The 20,672-nt window shown below is 71.5% G+C and carries 20 protein-coding genes and 1 pseudogene; 9 read left to right on the top strand and 12 right to left on the bottom strand.

All coding sequences use genetic code 11. The features are described 5' to 3' along the window. Positions 1–17: 17 nt before the first annotated feature. Both ACYVF7_RS20390 and ACYVF7_RS20385 read right to left on the bottom strand, forming a co-directional pair. Positions 18–869 (bottom strand): class I SAM-dependent methyltransferase, encoded by an 852-nt coding sequence (locus tag ACYVF7_RS20390; RefSeq protein WP_460342743.1) that lies wholly within the window; start codon positions 867–869, stop codon positions 18–20. Between the two features lie 155 nt (positions 870–1,024). After that, on the bottom strand, positions 1,025–1,618 hold the full coding sequence (locus ACYVF7_RS20385; RefSeq protein WP_460342740.1) for a helix-turn-helix domain-containing protein: 594 nt from the start codon (positions 1,616–1,618) through the stop codon (positions 1,025–1,027). Between the two features lie 134 nt (positions 1,619–1,752). Here ACYVF7_RS20385 and ACYVF7_RS20380 point away from each other — a divergent pair, with 134 nt between their 5' ends. After that, positions 1,753–3,354: an MFS transporter gene (locus tag ACYVF7_RS20380; protein ID WP_460342737.1), complete on the top strand. Its 1,602-nt coding sequence runs from the start codon at positions 1,753–1,755 to the stop codon at positions 3,352–3,354. Between the two features lie 144 nt (positions 3,355–3,498). Here the strand turns inward: ACYVF7_RS20380 and ACYVF7_RS20375 are convergent, their stop codons facing one another. Next, positions 3,499–3,834: a YnfA family protein gene (locus ACYVF7_RS20375; RefSeq protein WP_460342734.1), complete on the bottom strand. Its 336-nt coding sequence runs from the start codon at positions 3,832–3,834 to the stop codon at positions 3,499–3,501. A gap of 105 nt (positions 3,835–3,939) precedes the next feature. Further along, positions 3,940–4,428, bottom strand: a complete 489-nt coding sequence (locus ACYVF7_RS20370; protein ID WP_460342731.1) for a GNAT family N-acetyltransferase — start codon at positions 4,426–4,428, stop codon at positions 3,940–3,942. Between the two features lie 129 nt (positions 4,429–4,557). Between ACYVF7_RS20370 and ACYVF7_RS20365 the strand changes: the two genes are divergently transcribed. The 5 genes and pseudogenes from ACYVF7_RS20365 (at position 4,558) to ACYVF7_RS20345 (ending at position 11,013) form a co-directional block, all read left to right on the top strand. Then, complete coding sequence (locus tag ACYVF7_RS20365) at positions 4,558–5,064, top strand: hypothetical protein (RefSeq protein ID WP_460342728.1); 507 nt, start codon at positions 4,558–4,560, stop codon at positions 5,062–5,064. A 152-nt stretch (positions 5,065–5,216) separates the two neighbouring features. Continuing rightward, complete coding sequence (locus ACYVF7_RS20360; RefSeq protein WP_460342725.1) at positions 5,217–5,879, top strand: hypothetical protein; 663 nt, start codon at positions 5,217–5,219, stop codon at positions 5,877–5,879. Between the two features lie 163 nt (positions 5,880–6,042). Next, complete coding sequence (locus tag ACYVF7_RS20355) at positions 6,043–7,584, top strand: DNA polymerase Y family protein (protein WP_460342722.1); 1,542 nt, start codon at positions 6,043–6,045, stop codon at positions 7,582–7,584. A gap of 188 nt (positions 7,585–7,772) precedes the next feature. Beyond that, positions 7,773–10,455, top strand: a pseudogene (locus ACYVF7_RS20350) (error-prone DNA polymerase); the annotation flags it as partial. 147 nt (positions 10,456–10,602) lie between these two features. Continuing rightward, on the top strand, positions 10,603–11,013 hold the full coding sequence (locus ACYVF7_RS20345) for an OB-fold nucleic acid binding domain-containing protein (protein ID WP_460358019.1): 411 nt from the start codon (positions 10,603–10,605) through the stop codon (positions 11,011–11,013). 34 nt (positions 11,014–11,047) lie between these two features. Here the strand turns inward: ACYVF7_RS20345 and ACYVF7_RS20340 are convergent, their stop codons facing one another. After that, positions 11,048–11,512, bottom strand: a complete 465-nt coding sequence (locus ACYVF7_RS20340; protein ID WP_460342719.1) for a MarR family winged helix-turn-helix transcriptional regulator — start codon at positions 11,510–11,512, stop codon at positions 11,048–11,050. Between the two features lie 129 nt (positions 11,513–11,641). Here ACYVF7_RS20340 and ACYVF7_RS20335 point away from each other — a divergent pair, with 129 nt between their 5' ends. After that, the gene (locus ACYVF7_RS20335; protein WP_460342716.1) at positions 11,642–12,034 is read left to right on the top strand and encodes a cellulose binding domain-containing protein; all 393 of its coding nucleotides are present in this window, start codon (positions 11,642–11,644) and stop codon (positions 12,032–12,034) included. Positions 12,035–12,176: 142 nt separating this feature from the next. Here ACYVF7_RS20335 and ACYVF7_RS20330 read toward each other — a convergent pair whose 3' ends face one another. The 5 genes from ACYVF7_RS20330 to ACYVF7_RS20310 all read right to left on the bottom strand — a co-directional run bounded on the left by ACYVF7_RS20330 (position 12,177) and on the right by ACYVF7_RS20310 (position 16,893). Continuing rightward, complete coding sequence (locus ACYVF7_RS20330) at positions 12,177–12,851, bottom strand: response regulator (protein ID WP_460342713.1); 675 nt, start codon at positions 12,849–12,851, stop codon at positions 12,177–12,179. Continuing rightward, complete coding sequence (locus ACYVF7_RS20325; RefSeq protein WP_460342710.1) at positions 12,848–14,017, bottom strand: sensor histidine kinase; 1,170 nt, start codon at positions 14,015–14,017, stop codon at positions 12,848–12,850. Before ACYVF7_RS20325 ends, ACYVF7_RS20330 begins: the two co-directional genes overlap by 4 nt. A 17-nt stretch (positions 14,018–14,034) precedes the next feature. Then, a complete protein-coding gene (locus ACYVF7_RS20320; protein ID WP_460342707.1) occupies positions 14,035–14,817 on the bottom strand; it encodes an ABC transporter permease subunit in 783 nt (260 codons plus the stop codon). Between the two features lie 76 nt (positions 14,818–14,893). Beyond that, positions 14,894–15,718 (bottom strand): ABC transporter ATP-binding protein, encoded by an 825-nt coding sequence (locus ACYVF7_RS20315; protein WP_460342704.1) that lies wholly within the window; start codon positions 15,716–15,718, stop codon positions 14,894–14,896. A gap of 23 nt (positions 15,719–15,741) precedes the next feature. Next, the gene (locus ACYVF7_RS20310) at positions 15,742–16,893 is read right to left on the bottom strand and encodes a serine hydrolase domain-containing protein (protein ID WP_460342701.1); all 1,152 of its coding nucleotides are present in this window, start codon (positions 16,891–16,893) and stop codon (positions 15,742–15,744) included. A 162-nt stretch (positions 16,894–17,055) separates the two neighbouring features. On the opposite strand from ACYVF7_RS20310, the gene ACYVF7_RS20305 reads away from it, so the two are divergent. Continuing rightward, positions 17,056–18,060: a substrate-binding domain-containing protein gene (locus ACYVF7_RS20305; protein ID WP_460342698.1), complete on the top strand. Its 1,005-nt coding sequence runs from the start codon at positions 17,056–17,058 to the stop codon at positions 18,058–18,060. 64 nt (positions 18,061–18,124) lie between these two features. Here ACYVF7_RS20305 and ACYVF7_RS20300 read toward each other — a convergent pair whose 3' ends face one another. Both ACYVF7_RS20300 and ACYVF7_RS20295 read right to left on the bottom strand, forming a co-directional pair. Then, entirely contained in the window at positions 18,125–18,418 is a 294-nt protein-coding gene (locus tag ACYVF7_RS20300) for a putative quinol monooxygenase (protein WP_460342695.1), read from the bottom strand. A 14-nt stretch (positions 18,419–18,432) separates the two neighbouring features. Next, complete coding sequence (locus ACYVF7_RS20295) at positions 18,433–19,476, bottom strand: LacI family DNA-binding transcriptional regulator (protein WP_460358016.1); 1,044 nt, start codon at positions 19,474–19,476, stop codon at positions 18,433–18,435. A gap of 176 nt (positions 19,477–19,652) precedes the next feature. Between ACYVF7_RS20295 and ACYVF7_RS20290 the strand changes: the two genes are divergently transcribed. Continuing rightward, entirely contained in the window at positions 19,653–20,669 is a 1,017-nt protein-coding gene (locus tag ACYVF7_RS20290) for a substrate-binding domain-containing protein (protein ID WP_460342692.1), read from the top strand. Positions 20,670–20,672: the final 3 nt, after the last annotated feature.

Below are 20,672 nucleotides of genomic sequence, written 5' to 3'. Positions count from 1 at the left end.
CTGTGACGTGGGGGTGGTCAGCGGCGTGCGGCCCAGACGGTGCGCTCGGTACGCACCGCCAGGTCGCCGCGGCGCAGGATGCCGTGGGGGCCGTCGGTGTCGAGCAGCCGATCGAGCGCGGCGAGGTCGCCGGCGGAGAGCGCCTGGACGACGGTGCCGCGCAGGCGCCGCAGACTGGCCAGGGCGTAGCGACCGATGGCCTCGGAATGAGCACGATCGAGATTCACGGCGATGGTGCGTTCGTCCTCGACGGTGAATCCGGCGGCGGACAGCTTGGCACCCCAGTCGGCGCCACGGTGAGGAAGGTGTTCGGCGTGATGGCGGTCGCCGGCCGCGTGACAGCGCTCTTCGAGGCCGGGCGCGTCCTCCGGGGCGTCTTCGGGCAGAAAGCGAGGAAAGCCGGCCAGCTCGACGACGGCGAACAGCCCGCCGGGCGCGAGCATGTCGTGGACCTGGCGCAGAGTACGGTCGGGATCGGCCATGTGGTGCATCGAGGCCGATGCCCACACGAGTTCGGGGCTGCCGAGATCGGGCCAGACGGCGTCGAGATCGGCCTTGACGATGCGTACCCGGTCGGCGACCCCGTCCGCCTCGGCCTTCTCCCGCAGGCGGTCCAGGTGGCCTGCGGACGAGTCGACCGCGGTCACCTCCGCCTCGGGGAAGCGCGTGAGCAGGGCGAGCGTACCGGCGCCCGTGCCGCACCCCAGATCGACGATGTGGCGCGGGCTACCGTCGACGGGCAGCCATTCGGTGATGGAGGCGATGTGCTCGGCGAGCACTTCCGCGTCCAGGTCGAGGATCTCCGCCTGATCGACGGCGTCGTGCTCGTGGCCGGGGTGCGCACCGTGGTGCGGCGAGGGGTGGTTCACGCACTCCACGCTAGGTCGAGCATGCGCTGGTGCCTCGTCCGGTTGCGCGATGCGCAAGACGATGACCTCTTCGGCTGCCGAAAGCGCAAGCCGCTCCCGGTCGGCGGGGCAACGGCGCCGGTCACCTCGTTCTACCGGAGTCTTCTCCGCGTCGGTCACCGTGGTGGGCTGCCTGTTCTGCCGGAGTCTTCTCCGCGTTGGTGGCCGCGACGGGCGTCGCGGTCGAAGATGCCCAGGATCTCGCACGGTCCCCCTTCGGCGCCGATGGCGTGCGGGAGCATCGTGGGGAACTCGGCCGCCTGGTCGGTCTCGACCCTGAAGCGCCGGTTGCCCAGCAGCAGGGTCGCGGTGCCGGACAGGACGACGAGCCATTCGTGGCCGGGGTGGGCGCGCATGCGCGAGGGATTGTCGGGCGGCGGGTCGGTCATGCGCTGACGCACGACGGTCATGCCGGGCTCCGCCTTCATGGGCCAGCGCCTCAGCCCATGGGCCGCGTCGATCATCGGGTTGGAGATGACGTCGTCCGTGGCGGTCTCGACCAACTGGTCCAGGGAAGTGTCCAGGGCTCGGGCGAGCGTGACGAGCTGGTCCAGGGCCAGACGGCGCCGGCCGTTCTCGATACGGCTGAGCGTCGACTGGCTGACATTGGCGCGTGCGGCCAGCTCCTCCAGGGACCAGCCCTGCGCCACGCGCAGAGCGCGGATGCGCTTGCGTACCAGGCCGTCCAGCTCGCCATCTTCTTGCGTCATAGGCAACAGCTTATGCCTCAGCTGCAAGGCGGCCGTACGGTCGTCGCAGAGACCGTGTTCGGGTCCCTCGGCGCCATGTCTCCGAGTAAGCGCCGACTCTTACCCGCCTCCTTCATGTGCTTTTGAGAGGAAAAATGAGTACGAACCAGCCTGCCCGGGCGAGCGTCGACCCGAGGAGCGCCACCGGCGAAGGTATGCCGGACGCGCACCAACGGCGCACGATCCTGACTGCCGTCTGTATCGCGTTGATGGCCGTCATCGCCTCGGTGTCCGGGCTCAACGTCGCCCAGCCGGACCTCGCCGTCGCCTTCGGCGCCTCGCAGAGCACGATCCTGTGGATCATCAACGTCTACACCCTGAGCCTGGCCGCACTCCTGTTGCCGCTCGGCGCGGTCGGAGACCGCTTCGGCCGCAAGCCCACGCTGCTCACCGGCCTGACCGTCTTCGGCCTCGCCAACGTGACGGCCGGACTCGCCCCCTCGGCGGAAGTCATGCTCGCCGCACGCCTGTTCAGCGGCGTGGGCGCGGCGATGATCATGCCCATCACTCTCGCCGTCATCACCTCGACCTTCCCCGAGGAGGAACGGGGACGGGCGATCGGCGTGTGGACCGGCGTGGCCGGCGGAGGTGGCATCCTGGGCATGTTCCTCTCCGCCGCCCTGGTCGACATGGCGAGTTGGCGGTGGCTGTTCGTCCTGCCCGTCGCGCTCGGCGTCGTCGCTCTCATCATGACGCTGCGTTCCGTCCCGAACTCCCGCGAGACCTCCGGGCACACGTTCGACACCGTCGGCGCGCTGACCTCCATCGTCGCGGTGGTCGGACTCATCTTCGTCCTCCAGGAAGGGCCCGAGCGGGGATGGACGGCCCCCGCGACGTTGCTCAGCCTCGCCGTCGGCCTCATCGCCGCCATCGGCTTCGTGACCTGGGAACTGCGCCGCCGGGATGCCGCGCTCCTGGACGTGCGCCTGTTCGGCGAGCGCGGCCTGGCCGGCGGCTCGATCACGCTCCTGGTGGTCTTCGGGGTCCAAGCGGGCATCTTCGTGGTCCTCTTCCCGTTCTTCCAGGCCGTCCTCGGCTGGTCGGGGCTGCTGTCCACACTGGCGCTCATGCCCATGGCCGTGCTGATGATGGCGGCCTCCGGCCTCGCCCCACGACTCGTTTCGCGTGTCGGCCCCAAAGCGACCATGGCGACAGGAATCCTCCTCGCCGGCGCCGGTCTTGCTCTCATGGCCTCCGTCGTCTCCGTTGACGGCGGCTACCTCTCCGTCCTGCCCGGCATGCTCACCATGGGCATCGGCATGGGCCTGTCGATGACGCCTTCCACCGAAGCCATCACCGGCTCTCTCCCGAGCGAGCACCAGGGCGTCGCGTCCGCACTCAACGACGTCACCCGGGAGTTCGGCACCGCGCTCGGCGTCGCCCTACTCGGAGCACTCCTGTCCTCCGGCTACCGCAACGCCATCGACTCCCGGCTCAACGGCATCCCACGGGGTGCTGCCGACACCGCACGCGAAGGCGTCGCCAACGCCATCGAGGCCGCGAACGGAGCAGGCTCTCACGCACGGGCGCTGGTCCGTGCCGCCCAGGAATCCTTCGTCGACGGCTGGCAGCAGGCCATGTGGGCAGGCGTCGCCGTCATGGCCCTCCTGTTCGTCTACGTCCTCGCCCGAGGCCCGCAGCGCCCGATCTCCGCGCCAGCGAGCGAAGCGGAAGCAGTCGCCGCGATGGACCCGTGATCCCTTCCCGTATCGGATGGTCAGGGCGGGCAGGCCACCGATTCTTCCTCGAGCACGACGGCTTCTTCTTCGCCTGAGCCCCGCGCCCGGCCGCCGCCCTGACGCGGCGGCCGGGCGCGGCGGCCGGGCTTCAGTGGCCGGGCTTCAGTGGCCCCTGGGGGCGTACATGATGACGGCCATCCCGGCCAGGCAGATCAGGGCACCGATGACGTCGAAGCGATCAGGCCGGTATCCGTCCGCCACCACGCCCCAGACCAACGACCCGGCGACGAAGACCCCGCCGTACGCGGCGAGAACGCGCCCGAAGTGCGCGTCGGGCTGAAAGGTGGCCACGAACCCGTACAGGCCCAGCGCGACGACACCGGCGCCGGCCCAGAGCCAGCCGCGGTGCTCTCGCGCTCCCTGCCACACCAGCCACGCCCCGCCGATCTCGAAGAGCGCGGCGGTGATGAACAGCGCGACGGAACGGGCGACGAGCACGGTGAAGAGGTCCTTCCTGACGGATCCGAGGTGACGAACGCTGTCGATTCTCCCGTACGACCGGCGACGCTCACCCTGGCCGACGACCCCGGTCGGCCGGGACCGTCATAGCGCGCGGTGCATGATGTACAGCCCGACGTATCCGTTCGCCGGGTGCCGAAAACCCTGCGGCACCGTTCCGACGACCTCGAAGCCGAGTGAGCGGTACAACGCCACCGCGGGCGTGTTCGTCTCCACGACCGCGTTGAACTGCATCGCGCGAAAGCCCGCCGCGCGCGCCCACTCCAGGGTGTACGCGCACAACGCCCGGCCGACGCCGCGCCCGGAATACACCGGGTCGACCATGTAGCTGGCGCTGGCGACGTGCGAGCCGTTGCCCCACTGGTTGTTGTTCATCTTGGCGGTGCCCAGAACCGCGCCGGCGTCGTCGACGGCGACGACCGTACGGTTCGGCGGCGGCAGGATCCACCACTCGCGGCCTTGCGCTTCGCCCAGATCGACGGGGTAGGTGAAGGTCTCGCCCGCGGCGACGATGCGACGGAAGAACGGCCAGATGGCAGGCCAGTCGTCCGCAGCGGCCTCCCTGATCAGCATGCGGTCATGCTGCCGGACGGCCCCCATTTCCACCAGCCGATTTCCTTGCACGGCCGCCCGGGCGTCGGGGCCTCCCCCACCCGCCGCGCCGGAGCGCCGGCGACGCCGTCGACAGGATTGAATACCGCCATGGAGACCTACCGGTGGGCGGAGCTGCCCGCCACGCTGCGCGAGCAGGTCGACGCCCTGGTGCTGCGTGATCGCCGGTTCGAGGCCATCAAAGCGATCTTCAACTCCGGATTCGAACCCCGGCCGAGTCTCCTGGACGCTCAACTGCTCGTCGCCGATCGATACCGAAGCCTGGGCGACCGCATCGAGTTCTCCCCGGAGCCCGCCCGCGACCTGGCCACGTTGATCGCCAAGGTCGAGGGGATGCCCCGGCCGCCGGTCGCGATCGAGGCGGAATGGGACGGCGACACGCAGGGATGGTTCGTGGTGCTCACCGCGATCACCGCAGAACCGCAGGAGGAAACAGGGCTCGCTCAGATCCGCCACGGAGGAGATATACGGATCTTCAATGGGCAGGTGCCGCCGTGGCCCGAGGCGGAAGAGGCCCAGACGACCGGCCGGGCGCTGGCCGATCACTTCGGGGTGCCGTTCCGCTTCGCGAGCCCGGACGCTCCCGAACTTTCCTGATCGCCTCGCTCGGTCGCCGGTCCCGGCACTGACGCATCCGTTGTGACCATGGCGTCTTCGATGCTGGAACGTTCCGATCAAGAGACCACAGCCGACGTTACACCACGGCGATCGACTTGCTTTCAGTCGAATAAATGTTCGATGATTGGTGAGTGAGCGAGCTATCGTCGCAGGTCACAGAGGGCTTCTCGCCCCTGGGGGGCGTTGACCTGGTCCCTGTGCTGCCGGCGCTGCGCGCGGTGATCCCCGGCGGCGGGCTGCGGCCCGGAACGGTCACCGGCGTGGACGGCTCGACCGCTCTGGCCCTCGCTTTGGCGGCCGGGCTCGGGGACCGGTGGTGCGCGGTCGTCGGTCTCCCGGAGGCGCACGTCCCCGCCGCCGCGGCGTTCGGGGGCGAGGACGGCGGCCTCGACCCGATGCGGGTCCTGCTCGTCGACGCCCCGGACCGGCGGTGGGCCGACGTGGTCGCCGCGCTGACCGACGGCTGCGCGATGGTCATCGTACGGCCGCCGGAGGAGCCGCCCGCGCACGTGGCACGGCGGCTCACCACGCTGGCGCGGCGCAACGGGTGCGCGCTGGTCACGACCGGCCCGTGGGCGGGCGCTGCCCTGCGGCTGAGCGTCGAGGAGAGTCACTGGGCCGGCGTCGGGGACGGCACCGGGCACCTGCGCGGACGCCGGGCGCTCGTGGCCGTCTCCGGGCGGGGTGCCGCCGGGCCCGGGCGGCGGGTCTGGCTGTGGCTGCCCGGGCCGGACGGCGCCGTCGCCGTCGCCGAGCACGAGGGACCGGCGCGGCTGGAGGCCGTCGCCGGATGAGGGGTATGTCATGTCCCTCCTCGACTCACCAGGTCCCAGCGACGGACCCGTGGCTGAGGGGAACGCCACGCCCCTCCTCCACCCACCAGGCCCCAGCGACGGACCCGTTGCTGAGGGCAGCGCCACGCCCCTCCCCGACCCACCAGGACCCGGCGGCGGACCGGTGACCGTGGGGCGCGTGCTCGTCGTGTGGTGCCCGGACTGGCCGGTCACGGCGGTGGGCCTGGACGCGGGCACTCCCGCCGCGGTGGTCGCCTCGGCCCGGGTCGCGGCGTGCTCGGCGGCGGCGCGTGCCGCGGGCGTCCGTCGGGGGCAGCGGCTGCGCGACGCGCAGCGGCACTGTCCCGACCTGGTGGTCCGCGACCGCGATCCCGACGCCGAGGGGCGGCTCTTCGAGACGGTGGCCGCCGCCGTCTCCACCATCACCCCCTGGGTCGAGGTTGTACGCCCCGGCGTCTGCGCCATCCCGGTGCGGGGCGCGGCCCGCTACCACGGCGGCGCCGACCGCGAGACGGCGGAGGAGTCGCTGCGGATCCACGTCCAGGACACCGTGGTCGAGCACGGATTCGACTGCGGCGTGGGGATCGCCGACGGCCTGTTCGCCGCCGAACTGGCCGCGCGCACCACGGACGGCGGCATGATCGTGCCGGCGGGCGGGGCCGCGGACTTCCTCGCGCCGTACCCGGTGACCGTCCTCGACCGGCCGGAGCTCGCCGACCTGCTGCCCCGGCTCGGCATCCGCACGCTCGGCGCGTTCGCGGCCCTGCCGGCGCGGCACGTGGCGGGCCGCTTCGGCGCCGACGAGGTGCGTGCCCACCGGCTGGCCCGGGGGCTGGACGCACGGCCGCCCGCTCCCCGTCCGCCGCACACGGACCTGAGCGTGACGACGGAGTTCGACCCGCCCGCGGCAGCGGCCGAGCAGGTCGTCTTCGCCGCCAAGGCGCTCGCCGAACGCCTGCACGAGGCGCTCGCCGCCGAGGCCCTGACCTGCGTACGGATCGGCGTGGAGGTGACGGACGCCCACGGGCGTACGCAGTCCCGGCTGTGGCGGCACGACGGGACGCTGTCGGCCCTCGCCGTCGCCGAGCGGGTCCGCTGGCAGCTGTCCTCCTGGGAGACCTCCCCCGACGAGGAGGGCGTCGGCGGCATCGCCTTCCTGCGGCTCCTGCCCGACCAGCTCGTGCCCGACGAGGGGCGGCAGGAGGCGCTGTGGGGGCAGGTCACGCTCTCTGACCGGGTCATGCGGGCGGCGGCGCGGGTGCAGGCCATGCTCGGCCATCAGGCGATCACCCGGCCGTTCCCCGCAGGCGGTCGCGGACCCGGAGATCGCGTCGTCCGGGTGCCGGTCGGCGACCTCCCGCCCGAACCGGGCTCCTCGGAGGGGCGCTGGCCCGGGCGGATCCCCAACCCGGCGCCGGCGGTCGTCCACCCCGACCCGCTGCCCGTCCGCGTGACCGGCGCCGACGGCGCACCGGTCACGGTCAGCGCCCGGTGCGCGGTCTCGGCCCCGCCCCACCAGCTCGAGATCGCCGGGCGCGTCCTGCCGGTGACCGCGTGGGCGGGCCCGTGGCCGGCCCGGGAGCGCTGGTGGGACCCGGCGCGGTTCCGCCGCCGCGCGCGGTTCCAGGTCGTCACCGCCGACGGCGGCGCGCGCCTGCTCATCGTCGAAGGCGGCCGTTGGTACGTCGAGGCCGACTATGCCTGAGCACCGGCGTGCTCCCGAGCGGAGCGTCCGAGGGCCGAGGAGCATCCTCCGCCGAAGGCGCCTCCTGCCCGCAGGGCCGCAGCCCAGCTCGGGAGCACCCGGCCCGAAGCCAGGAGGCCCCCCAGGGCCGACGCCCGCGAGGGCCGCCATGAACACGTCGAGGCCGACCATGCCTGAGTGGAGCTCCTATGGGCTGGGATAACCCGCAGATCCCGTGGCGGGAGTTCGAGCGGCGGCTCTCCTGGGGCTCTCGTCCGCCCGCGGGCGACCCCACGCCGGAACCGGCCGTACCGCCCGTGCGCCTGCCACGCCGTACGGGGGGATGGGCGGAGCTGCACTGCCACTCGTCGTACAGCTTCCTCGACGGCGCCTCCGACCCGGAAGAGCTGGTCGCCGAGGCGGTACGCCTCGGCGTGGAGGCGCTGGCCGTCACCGACCACGACGGCATGTACGGGGCCGTGCGGCTCAAGGAGGCCGCGAAGGGGACGGGCGTGGGCACGATCTTCGGCGCGGAGCTGAGCCTCGACCTGCCCGCCGCCGCTCCGGGCGAGCCCGATCCGGGCGGGCGGCACCTCCTCGTCCTGGCCCGCGACGTCGAAGGGTACGGGCGGCTGAGTGCCGCGATCAGCCAGGCTCAGCTCGCCGGGGGTGAGAAAGGCCGTCCCGTCTATGACCTGGCCGACCTGGCGAGCGCGCACGACGGGCACTGGGTGATCCTCACCGGCTGCCGCAAGGGCGCGGTCCACGCGGGCGAGGACTCGGAGGCGGAGCTGCGCGCGCTGATCGAGATGTTCGGGCGGGAGAACGTCTTCGCCGAGCTGATCGACCACGACCAGCCCCTCGACGACGCGCGCAACGACGCCCTGTACGAGTTGGCCCTCCGTACCGGCGTCGGCGTCGTGGCCTCGAACAACGTGCACTACGCCGCGCCGAGGGACGCCCCGCTCGCGCAGGCGCTCGCCGCCGTACGGGCCCGGCGGAGCCTCGACGACATGGACTCCTGGCTGCCCGCGACCGGCACCGCGCATCTGCGGTCGCGAGAGGAGATGGCGGCGCGGCTCGCCCGGTTCCCCGGTGTGCTGGAGCGGACGGTGGAGCTGGCCCGCTCCTGCGTCTTCGACCTCGAGCTCGTGGCGCCGAACCTGCCGGACTGGCTCGTCCCCGGCGGGCACACCGAGGCGACGTGGCTGCGGCATCTCGTCGCCGAAGGGGCGCGGGAGCGGTACGGGACGCAGCGGCAGGCGCCGCGGGCGTACCGGCAGATCGCGCGGGAGCTGAACGTCATCGAGCAGCTCGGCTTCCCCGGCTACTTCCTGATCGTGCACGAGATCGTGGAGTTCTGCCGGGACAACGACATCCTGTGCCAGGGCCGCGGGTCGGCGGCGAACTCCGCGGTCTGCTTCGCGCTGGGCATCACCGGCGTCGACGCCGTGAAGCACAACCTGCTGTTCGAACGGTTCCTGTCCCCCGGCCGGGACGGGCCGCCCGACATCGACCTGGACATCGAGCACCGCCGCCGGGAGGAGGTCATCCAGCACGTCTACGAGAAGTACGGGCGCGACCGGGCCGCCCAGGTCGCCAACGTGATCACCTACCGGCCGCGGATGGCCGTCCGCGACGCCGCCCGCGCGCTCGGCTTCTCTCCTGGCCAGCAGGACGCCTGGTCCCGCCAGCTCTCCCCCCATGAGCCCTTGCCGCCGGACGGCATCCCGGAGGCGGTCACCGCGCTGGCCGACCGGATGCAGCGGCTCCCCCGCCACCTCGGCATCCACTCCGGCGGCATGGTGATCTGCGACCGGCCGATCGGCGAGGTCTGCCCGGTCGAGTGGGCGCGGATGCCGGGCCGCAGCGTGCTGCAGTGGGACAAGGACGACTGCGCCGCCGTCGGCCTGGTCAAGTTCGACCTGCTCGGCCTGGGCATGCTGGCGGCGCTGCACGACACGTTCGACCTGGTGGGCGAGTTCCACGGGCGGCGCTACGACCTGCACAACATCCCGCCGGACGACCTGGACGTGTACGCGATGCTGTGCGACGCCGACACGGTCGGGGTGTTCCAGGTCGAGTCCCGCGCGCAGATGGCGACGCTCCCCCGGCTCAAGCCCAAGACGTTCTACGACCTGGTCGTGGAGGTCGCGCTGATCCGGCCCGGCCCGATCCAGGGCGGCTCGGTCCACCCGTACCTGCGCCGCCGCAACGGACAGGAACCGCCGGACATCCCGCACCCGCTGATGAAGAACGCTCTGGAGCGCACCATGGGCGTGCCGCTGTTCCAGGAGCAGATGATGCAGCTCGCCGTGGACTGCGCCGGATTCACGCCCGCGGAGTCCGACGCGCTGCGGCAGGCGATGAGCGCCAAGCGCGCGCCCGAGCGCATCGAGCGGCTCCGCGACCGGCTGCTGAACGGCATGGCCGAGCGCGGCATCCCCGCCGGGATCGCCGAGGATGTGTACGAGAAGATCCTCGGCTTCGCCAGCTTCGGGTTCCCCGAGTCGCACGCGCAGAGCTTCGCCCACTTGGTGTACGCCAGCGCGTACCTGAAGCGGCACTACCCGGCGGCGTTCACCGCCGCGCTGCTGCGCAACCAGCCGATGGGGTTCTACAGCCCGCAGACGCTGCTCGGCGACGCCCGCCGGCACGGCGTACGAGTCCTCGGCGTCGACGTCAACGCCAGTCCCGACCAGGCGACCCTGGAGGCGCCGTACACGCCCGCCGGCGATCTCCCGCACGCCCCCGCCGGGCCGCAGCCCGCGATCCGCCTCGGCCTGTCGGCCGTACGGAACCTCGGCGAGGACGCCGCGAAGCGGATCGCCGCCGCGGCCGTACGAGGATCTGGAGGACCTGGTGCGCCGGGTACCGCTGTCCACGGCGGCGCTGGAGGCGCTCGCGACGGCCGGGGCGTTCGGCTGCTTCGGGCTCGGCCGCCGTGAGGCGCTGTGGGCGGCGGGCGCGCTGTCCCACACCCGCCCGGACCACCTGCCCGGCACCGCGCCGGGCACCGCCGCGCCCGAGCTGCCCCCGATGACCATGATCGAGCAGACCTTCGCCGACCTGTGGGCCACCGGGACGTCCCAGACCCACCCGATCGCGCACGTCAGGGAGGCCCTCAACGAGCGCGGCGCCGTCCCGCTGGGCGCGGTGAAGGACGTGCCGGGCGACACGAACATCCTGGTCGCCGGGGTCGTCACGCACCGGCAGCGCCCGGGGACCGCCAACGGCGTGATCTTCTTCAACCTGGAGGACGAGACCGGCATGCTCAACGTCCTGTGCCGCCCGCAGATCTGGGAGCGGTACCGCAACGTCGCCTTCCAGGCCCAGGCCCTGCTCATCCACGGCCGCCTCGAACGCCACGACGGCGCCGCCAACCTCATCGCCACCCGCCTGCAGCGCCTCCCCGTCGCCACCCTGACCCGCAGCCGCGACTTCCGGTGACCACATCGGCCCCGGCCTTTACGTTGTAGATCGCCTAAGACTCGTGTCGCAAGGCCCGCGCGCACACCGTTAGGCTCTCCGCCAGTACCTTGCGAGTCGCGTCGTCGACGTCCGCCAGCATCACCGCCTCGATGTCGTCGAGCGAGCGGTCGCAGCGCCGCAGAGTGGCCAGCCCCTTGCCGGTGAGGCGGGTGCGCAGCACCCTGCCACCGTCCGGGTGCGGCTCCCGGCGGATCAGGCCCCGCCGCTCCAGGTCCCGGACGACCAGGCTCATCGCCTGCGGCGTCACGAAGGCTATGCGCGCCAGGTCCGCCGACGACGGCCCGTCGCTTACCCGCAGCTCGCTGAGCGCCATGTACTCGGTCGTCGTGACGCCGTGCCGGGCCAACGCCTCGTCCAGACCGGCCCGGATGCGACGCTCCAGGCGGAAGACCAGATAGCTGACACGCGGTGGCGGCGCGCCGGGCCGGGTGGCGGACGGGGTGCGGCGATCGGTCACCGGAAGACGACCACGCCCACCTCCACCGACACGCCCCAGCCCGGCTGGACGCGGCAGCGCTTCGCCGACTCGTCCGGCGCCGTCCCAGTGGAGGCGATCAGCGTTTCCGCCGCCGGCCACAGCCTCCCGATGAGCGGCATGGCGGCCGCGGCCGTCCAGTTCTTCGGCCTTACCGCCGGAGCGCCGACTCCGACCCCGACGCCGCCCGGCCCCGCCTGTTCAGTCACCTACACCCACAACACCTGGAACAACGGGTTCACCGCGACCGTCACCCTCAAGAACACGGGTACGACGCCGGTCAACGGATGGACCCTCACCTGGACATGGTCCGGCGACCAGCAGATCACCAGCGCCTGGAGCGCCACCATCACCCAGTCGGGTGCCGACGTCACCGCACACAACGTGTCCTACAACGCCGCCATCGCGCCCGGAGCGAGCATCGGCTTCGGCTTCCAGGGCACCTACAGCGGCACCAACACGGCACCGACCCGATTCGCCCTCAACGGCGGCCCCTGCGGCTGAACCTCCCCAGATGAACCACGATGGTGGGCACCCGCTCGCCGAACGGGTGCCCACCATCGTGGCCGTTCCGGCGACTGCACGTCGGCGCGAACGGTCCAGCGATCGCTCGACCGTTCGCCCTCCTCCGGTTCTCCGTCCGGGCTCACCCGGCGGACGCCGGCCGGACGAGCCCGGTGTCGTAGGCGAAGATGACCGCCTGAACCCGGTCGCGGACTCCGATCTTGGCGAAGATGCGTCCGATGTGGGTCTTGACTGTCGACTCGGCCAGGAGGAGGCGTTCGGCGATCTCGGCGTTGGTCCAGCCGGCCCCGATCGCGACCAGGACCTCGCGCTCCCGATCGGTGAGGCGTGCGAGGCGCGGGTCGCCGTCGTCCTCGGGCCGGTCGGGGTCCGGCAGGTGCGGGGCGAACGCCTCGAGCAGGCGGCGCGTCAGGCCGGGTGCGACCACGGCGTCACCGGCGGCGACCGCGCGGATGCCCGAGAGCAGGTCGGAGGGCTCGGCGTCCTTGAGCAGGAATCCGCTGGCACCCACCCGCAGGGCGGCGTACGCGTACCGGTCCAGGTCGAACGTCGTGAGGATGAGGACGCGCGACCGTCCGCCGGAACGGACGATGCGGCGGGTGGCCTCGATGCCGTCCATACCGGGCATGCGCACGTCCATCAGGACGACGTCGGGTGCCAGGTCGGCGGTCATGCGGACGGCCTCGGACCCGTGCCCCGCCTCTCCGACGACGGTCAGGTCGTCCTGGCTCTCCAGGACGAGGCGGAATCCCATACGCTGCAGCGCCTGGTCGTCGACGATCAGCACCGTCGTCATCGGAACGTCAGCTCCACCCGGCGGGTGCCGAGACGGGTACGAACCCGCCACCCGCCGTCCGCGTCGCGCCCCGACTCGACGACACCTCCGTAGACGGCGGCACGCTCGGCCATGCCCGAGATCCCCCGGCCCTGGCCGGCGACCGGGCCGTCGCCACGGCCGGTGTCGGTGACGTCGACCGTGACGCCGTCCGGGTCGTAGCGGAGCCGTACGGTGGCGGTGGCGTGCGGACCGGCATGCTTGATCGTGTTGGTGAGCGCCTCCTGCACGATCCGGTACACGGCGAGTTGGACACCGGCGGGCAGGTCCCCTGGGGTGCCGTCGGTCCGGAGGACGACGGGCAGCCCGGCGGCCCGTACGCGGTCGATCAGCTCGCCGAGGTCACCGAGTCCGGGCAGGGGACCCAGTTCCGCCACGTCGTCGTCGCGCAGCAGGCCGAGCAGCCGGCGTAGCTCACCCAGGGCCTGACGACCGGTGACGGACACCTTCTCCATCGCCTCCTCGGCGTGGCCGGGGGATTTGGGAATGGCGTACCGGGCACCATCGGCAAGCCCGATCATGACGGAGAGGTTGTGCGCGATGATGTCGTGCATCTCGCGAGCGATGCGCGACCGTTCGGCGGCCGCGGCGAGCCTCGCCTCCTGGTCCCGTTCGATCGCCAGCCGATCGGCCCGGTCCAGGAGCATGGCGAGATGGTCGCGGCGGAACCGGACGGCGACGCCGAGGACGACCGCGCCCGCTGCGACCGACCACAGCAGCAGTACCGCCGCCGGCCAGTCGTCCGGCTTCCATCGGACCGCCACGAGAACCCCCACCGACGCGACGACGGCCGACGCGATCGCCCGATGGCGTCGCGACGTACCCGCCGCGACGCCATACAGCGCGATCGGCAGGGCGATGTCGCCCTGGAGCCAGCCGCCCGGCAGTGTCCACTGCACGGCCACCACCGCCGCGATCACGGCCAGCACCGCCATCGGCGCCCGCCGACGCCAGATCAGCGGTGCCGCCAGCGCCACCTGGAACAGCCGCAACTGCCAGGGGGACACGCCGACCTGCGCCGGGTGCGGACCCACCATGCTGGGCAGCCCCAGCAGGATGACCGCGAAGGCCAGGGCTGCGTCGACGGCGTGAGGATGCCGTTTCGTCAGATCACCGAACAGGCGCACGGCACCCATCATCCTGCTCAGACGTCCCGGCGGACGAGCAGGAACGCCGCCGCGCCCAGCACGGCCGCGGAATAGCAGCACAGGACCGCCAGCCCGGTCCAGGGGCCCAGCGCGCCGGCCGGGCGGGTCAGTGACATCAGGGACTGGCCCGCGTTGGCGGGCAGATACGCCGCGATCGAGGAATCCCGCGCCAGGAAATGGACCAGGCCCGGGAGCAGGAGCAGCAGACCGACCATCGCGGCGATGCCGCCGGCGGTGGAGCGCACGAGCGCGCCGAGGCCCACGCTCAGCACGCCGAGAAGGGAGGTTTCCAGCGCCGCGCCGACCAGCGACCGGACGACGCCCGGCGTGGCGAACGAGGCGGACAGCCGCGTACCGGACAGGAAGAACCACTGGGATCCGAGAAAGACCGCGACCGCCGCGGCGAGGCTCAGTCCGAACACGGCCGCGCCGAACACGACGACCTTGGCCCAGAGAACGGGCAGCCGACGCGGCACGGCCGAGAGCGTGGCGCGGATCGTCCCGGTCGCGTACTCCCCGCTGACGACCAGCACGCCCAGCACTCCGACGGCGAACGGCGCGAGGCCGCTGTAGCCGTTCATGGCCGCACTGACCGCGTCGTGGCCCGGGTCCCCGCCCGGCTTCGACAGGTGCCCGGCCGTCAGCCGGCTCTGCACGAGACCGAAGAAGACGATCAGGCCCGCGAACACGACGAACGACACCCAGGTGGAGCGCAGCGACCACAGCTTCGTCCACTCCGCGCGCACCACCCGGCGGAAGGTGATCCGGGTCCCGGTCATGCGGCCCTCCCGGCGTACTCGACATCGGCGCCGGTCAGGTCCATGAACACCTGCTCCAGAGTCGCCGAACGCGGGGTCAGCTCATGCAGCGTGAGCCCGTGGGCGGCGGCCAGCCCGCCGATCCGCTCACACGTCGCCCGGCCACCTCCAGCACCCCGGGCTCCGGCACGAGGATCTCCGCGTCCGGGCCGGCGAGCAGTTCGCGCAGGCGTCCTGCGTCCGGCGAGACCACCCGCACGTGGCCATGGGCGCGCCGCGTCAGCTCGCCCATCGACGTGGCGGCTATCAGCCGCCCGCGGCCGATCACGATCACGTCCTCGGCCGTCACGGCCATCTCGTTCATCAGGTGTGAGGAGACGAGCACCGTCCGGCCCTCGGACGCGAGGCCCTTCAGAAGGGTACGGATCCACAGGACGCCCTCCGGGTCCAGACCGTTGACGGGCTCGTCCAGGACGAGGACCGCGGGGTCGCCGAGCAGCGCGGCGGCGATGCCGAGCCGCTGCCCCATGCCGAGGGAGAATCCCTTGACCCGCCGGTCGGCCACGTCGCGCAGGCCGGCCAGCTCGATCACCTGGGCCACCCGCCGGCGGGAGATGCCGTGGGTCTGGGCCAGGGCCAGCAGATGGTTACGCGCGGACCGTCCAGGGTGCACCGCGCGGGCCTCGAGCAGCGCCCCGACCTCCCGCAACGGCGCGGGATGCTCCCGACAGGGTCGCCCGTTGACCGTGACCCGGCCACCGCTCGGCCGGTCCAGCCCGAGGATGAGGCGCATCGTGGTCGACTTGCCCGCGCCGTTCGGCCCGAGGAAGCCCGTGACCACTCCGGACCGGACCGTGAAGGACAGGTCGTCGACCGCGGCCCTGCCCCCATAGCGCTTGGTGAGTCTCCGTACTTCGATCATCAGTCCGTTCTCCTTGGATCCGGTCAGCACAGTCCGGCGAACAGAGCGTCGAAGAAGTGGGTCGCCTCCTCGGGCCGTGGCCCGAAAGTGGAGTTGACCTCGATGGTCGTGGTTCGTTCGACCTTGCCGTGGGCGTCCAGGGTGAGGCCGGAGATCGTCTGGAAGCCCTTGGTGGTGCCGGCGTTGCCCCACGCGTATCCCCCGCAGGGCAGCGTGTAGCGGCCCACCCCCAGCCCGTAGGCGAGCTCCGGCGAGCCCGGCACCGATGGGGTGACGATGACCTTCTCCATCTCCGCGAGCAGGCGGGGCGGCAGCAGCCGTCCGCCGAACAGCGCCGCGTAGAAGCGGGTGAGGTCGCCCGGCGTGGAAACGCCGTCGCCGTTGGCGTCCCCGCCCGACGGGTCGAGATGGGTGACGTCGGCCGCCACCGGGGCGCCGTCCGCCCCGGGCAGCTGCAGGTAGCCGTGGGCGTGCACGCCGCGCAGACCGTACTCGAAGGCCTTGGGGAAGTAGCTGTCGCGCATCCCCACCCGATCGAAGACCCGCCGGGTGACCTCCTCACGCCACGGGTGACCGGTGACTTTCTCGATCACCATCCCGAGCAGGATGTAGCCGGTGTTGGAATACTTCCACCTCGTCCCGGGCGGGAAGTCGGGACCGTGGTCGAAGGCACGCCGCAGCAGGTCGTCGCGGCCGTAGTGGACGAACGGCGCGAAGGCCTGATGGTCCGGGAGGCCGTCGGAGTACTCGTGCAGACCGCTGGTGTGCTGCAGCAACTGCCGGATGGTGATCGCATTCGCGTCACCGGCGCTCGGCGGCACCACACCGGGCAGGTACGTCGCGAGCGACGCGTCCAGCGCGACCCGGCCCTCGCCGGCCAGTTGCAGCAGCACGGTCGCGACCATCGACTTGACGTTGCTGGCCATCCGCAGCTGCCCGTCACGCGGCATCGGGCTCCGGGTCTCGGTGTCGCCCACCCCGCTGACGAAGGTGCGGACCCGCCCTGAGCGGTCGGTCGTCCGGGCGACGGCGCCAGGCAGGCCGTCACCGCGGGTGAGGGTGTCCAGTGCCCGTTGAACCCGCGGAGGCGAGGTCGTGCCCCCGGCGGGCAGGGCCCCAGCCGCCACGGCCGTCCCGGCCAGCACGGCGGCCAGCGCGATGCCCCGACGTTTCATCTTCGGTCTCCATCCGTCGCACAGCGAGTCGTCGGAGACCGACGCTATGGACGGAATGGGTCCTGGCCGTCGGACCACGGACGGAAAGAAGCACGGGCGCGTAGTACCACGGTCGGACGGTGCCGCCCCGGACGCCTACGATCGGTGATAGGGGGAAGCGCGATGAAGCATGACATCCCAGCGGCGAACCGCCGCACCGGCGTGATCGTCGTCATCGCGGTCCTGTCCCTCGTGGCGGCCGGTTGCGGTAAGGACTCCCGCAGTGGCGGCGAGATCACCGTCGGCCTCATCACCAAGACCGACACCAACCCCTTCTTCGTCAAGATGAAGGAGGGGGCCCAGAAGGAGGCCCGGGCCAAGGGCGTCAAGCTGATGACGGCGGCCGGCCAGTTCGTCGGCGACAACCCGAGCCAGGCCACGGCGGTCGAGAACATGATCGCGGCCGGGGTCAAGGGCATCCTCATCACCCCGAGCGACGCTAGGGCCATCGTGCCCAGCCTCAGGAAGGCGCGGGCAAAGGGCATCGTGGTCATCGCCCTGGACACGCCGCCGGACCCGCAGAGCGCCGCCGACGCACTGTTCGCCACCAACAACCTCAACGCCGGCATCCTGATCGGCAAGTACGCCAAGGCCTCCTTCGGCAGCAAGCCCGCCAAGATCGCCATGCTGGACTCGACACCCGGCTCCACCGTCGGGACACTGCGGCACAACGGCGTCCTGCAGGGCTTCGGGCTGAAGCAGGACGACCCGAGGATCGTCTGCCGGCAGAACACTCTGAGCGACGCGGCCGGTGGGCGGATCGCGATGAAGTACTGCCTGCGGAAGGCCTCGGACATCAACCTCGTCTACGCGGTCAACGAACCGACCGCGCTCGGCGCGTTCACCGCTCTAAAGGCGGCCGGCAAGGAGAAGAACGTCATGATCGTGTCGGTCGACGGCGGATGCACCGGCGTCAAGGCCGTCCAGTCCGGCCAGATCGCGGCCACCTCACAGCAATACCCGCTGAAGATGGCCTCGCAGGGCGTGGACTCGGTGGTCGACTTCGCCAAGGGCGGCAAGAAGGCCGGCGGCTACACCGACACCGGAGTCAACCTGATCACCAACAAGGCACAGCCGGGCTTGGACTCCAAGGACGTCCAGTTCGGCCTCGCCAACTGCTGGGGCTGAGGCGACCTCGGCGCACTCTCGCGATTCGGCCAGGGCCCGGCCAACGGGGCGGGCCCGGCCGGGGTCAGGTCACCGGATTGAGGAAGGTCAGCACCGAGGCGTCCTCCTCGATCAGCGGGGCGAGTGCGGCGTTGAACGGGCCGCCGTACGGGGCCTTCAGGTGCGCCTGGAAGGCGTCCTCGTCCCGGTACACCTCGAAGATCCAGTAGGCGCGCGGGCTGGACGCCTTGGTGTAGACGTCGAAGGCGAGGTTGCCGTCTTCCTCGCGCACCTTCCGGGCGTAGTCCAGCAGCAGGCGGGCGACCTCGGCCTCCGCTCCCTCGCGGGCGGTGAACTCTGCGAGCAGGGTCTTCTTCACGGTGTGGTGTCCTCTCATCGGGGCGGCGGGATCTCGCCCGATCCGCGGGCGACATAGCCGGTCGGGACGACGGCGTGCCGGGCGTGCCGGTGATCGTCGCCGTTGATCCGGCCCAGCAGGAACCGGGCGGCCATGAGGCCGATCTCGGTGGGGTCCTGGGAGACGACCGACACTCCGGGGCGCAGCATGTCCGCGAGGGGGAAGTCGTCGAAGCCGATCAGCGCGACCCGGCCGTGCAGGTCCAGGCGCTCCAGGGCCCGGAAGGTGCCGATGGTCAGGAGGTTCTGGGCGGCGAAGACGGCCGTGGGCGGGTCGTCGACGGCCGTGAAGATCTCGCCGATCGCGTGCTCGGCGGCGTCGGCGCTGCGGATGTCGAGGCGGACCAGCCGTTCGTCGACCGGCTGCCCGGCGCCGGAGTGCGCCTCCAGATAGCCCTCGTACCGTTCCCGCGCTGTCCAGATCGACCGCATGTCGCCCAGGTACGCGATCCGGCGGTGGCCGAGGTCGAGCAGGCGCCGTACGGCGGCGCGGGTGCCCTCCCGGTTGTCGACGGTGACGGTGTCGACGCGGTCGAGTTCGACGAGCCGGTCGACGCAGACGATCGGTGTGCCCTGGCGGCGGACGGTGGCCAGCTGGCCGTCGGTGCCGCCCGTGGGGACGACGATCAGACCGTCGACCCGGCGGAGGGTGAAGGTGTCGATGAGCTCGTGCTCGCGTTCGGGATGCTCGTCGCTGCTGCCGGTCAGGACGAGGATGTTCTCGGCGCGGGCGGCGTCCTCGACGGCGCGGTGCAGGGCCGAGGAGAACGGGTTGGCGACGTCCTCGAGGACCAGCGCGATCGTCGCGGTCCGGCGGTCGGCCCGTCGCAGGCTGCTGGCGGTGACGTCGTGCCGGTAGCCGAGGGCGCTGGCCGCCTCGTTGACTCGCTCGATGAGGTCGGCCGCCACTCCGGGCTTGCCGTTGATCACCCGTGAGACGGTCGCGAGCCCGACGTTCGCCCGCTGCGCGACGTCGCGCATGGTCACCTTGCCGCGTCGCGGCTCATCACCTGGAATCATCGCCACCCCGTCCTCCGCCCCATAGCGATCTCCGGCTGATTGTGCCGGAGCTCTGGACAGACCGTACGCCCAGGTCTTACATTCCTGGAAACGTTTCCGGGAAACGTTTCCGAAACCTCGTGGCAACCTTAGTCACCTGCCGCGGCCCGGTCCACGGCGTGGTTGGAGGAATCAAGATGAAGCGCGACATCTGGACATCGAGCCGTCGCCGTACCGGCGTGGTCGTCGCGATCGCGGCCCTGTCCCTCGTGGCGGCCGGCTGCGGCAAGGGCGCGAAGGGCTCGAGTTCCGGCGGTGAGACCACTGTCGGCCTCATCACCAAGACCGACACCAACCCCTTCTTCGTCAAGATGAAGGAGGGCGCGCAGAAAGAGGCCCAGGCCAAGGGCGTCAAGCTGATGACCGCGGCCGGCAAGTTCGACGGTGACAACGCCAGCCAGGTCACGGCCGTCGAGAACATGATCGCGGCGGGCGTCAAGGGCATCCTCATCACCCCGAGCGACACCAAGGCCATCGTGCCGAGCCTGGAGAAGGCGAAGGCCAAGGGCATCGAGGTCATCGCGCTGGACACGCCACCGGACCCGCAGAGCGCCGTCGACGCGCTGTTCGCCACCAACAACCTCAACGCCGGCATCCTGATCGGCAAGTACGCCAAGGCCTCCTTCGGCAGCAAGCCCGCCAAGATCGCCATGCTGGACCTGGCGCCGGGTATCACCGTCGGCGTGCTGCGCCACAACGGTTTCCTCCAAGGCTTCGGCATCAAGCAGGGCGACCCGAGCGTCGTCTGCCAGCAGGACACCCAGGGCGACCAGGCCAAGGGCCAGACCGCGATGGAGAACTGCCTGCAGAAGTCCCCCGACATCAACCTCGTCTACACGATCAACGAGCCGGCGGCGCTGGGCGCGTACACCGCCCTGAAGTCGGCCGGCAAAGAGAAGAACGTCATGATCGTGTCCGTCGACGGCGGATGCACCGGCGTCAAGGCCGTCCAGTCCGGCCAGATCGCGGCCACCTCCCAGCAGTACCCGCTGAAGATGGCCTCGCAGGGCGTGGACTCGGTGGTCGACTTCGCCAAGAGTGGCAAGAAGGCCAGCGGCTACACCGACACCGGAGTCAACCTGATCACCAACAAGGCACAGCCGGGCTTGGACTCCAAGGACGTCCAGTTCGGCCTGGCGAACTGCTGGGGCTGAGCG

It is taken from the genome of Actinoallomurus acanthiterrae, from assembly GCF_054775715.1.
Note: the sequence above shows the minus strand (reverse complement) of the source record. Positions and strands in the feature narration are given on the sequence as shown.

Coding starts and splice junctions, on each gene's coding strand:
- ACYVF7_RS20385 (WP_460342740.1), bottom strand. CDS start 1,618: ATGACGCAAGAAGATGGCGAGCTGGACGGCCTGGTACGCAAGCGCATC.
- ACYVF7_RS20380 (WP_460342737.1), top strand. CDS start 1,753: ATGAGTACGAACCAGCCTGCCCGGGCGAGCGTCGACCCGAGGAGCGCC.
- ACYVF7_RS20370 (WP_460342731.1), bottom strand. CDS start 4,428: ATGCTGATCAGGGAGGCCGCTGCGGACGACTGGCCTGCCATCTGGCCG.
- ACYVF7_RS20365 (WP_460342728.1), top strand. CDS start 4,558: ATGGAGACCTACCGGTGGGCGGAGCTGCCCGCCACGCTGCGCGAGCAG.
- ACYVF7_RS20345 (WP_460358019.1), top strand. CDS start 10,603: ATGACCATGATCGAGCAGACCTTCGCCGACCTGTGGGCCACCGGGACG.
- ACYVF7_RS20335 (WP_460342716.1), top strand. CDS start 11,642: ATGAGCGGCATGGCGGCCGCGGCCGTCCAGTTCTTCGGCCTTACCGCC.
- ACYVF7_RS20330 (WP_460342713.1), bottom strand. CDS start 12,851: ATGACGACGGTGCTGATCGTCGACGACCAGGCGCTGCAGCGTATGGGA.
- ACYVF7_RS20320 (WP_460342707.1), bottom strand. CDS start 14,817: ATGACCGGGACCCGGATCACCTTCCGCCGGGTGGTGCGCGCGGAGTGG.
- ACYVF7_RS20315 (WP_460342704.1), bottom strand. CDS start 15,718: ATGATCGAAGTACGGAGACTCACCAAGCGCTATGGGGGCAGGGCCGCG.
- ACYVF7_RS20310 (WP_460342701.1), bottom strand. CDS start 16,893: ATGAAACGTCGGGGCATCGCGCTGGCCGCCGTGCTGGCCGGGACGGCC.
- ACYVF7_RS20305 (WP_460342698.1), top strand. CDS start 17,056: ATGAAGCATGACATCCCAGCGGCGAACCGCCGCACCGGCGTGATCGTC.
- ACYVF7_RS20295 (WP_460358016.1), bottom strand. CDS start 19,476: ATGATTCCAGGTGATGAGCCGCGACGCGGCAAGGTGACCATGCGCGAC.
- ACYVF7_RS20290 (WP_460342692.1), top strand. CDS start 19,653: ATGAAGCGCGACATCTGGACATCGAGCCGTCGCCGTACCGGCGTGGTC.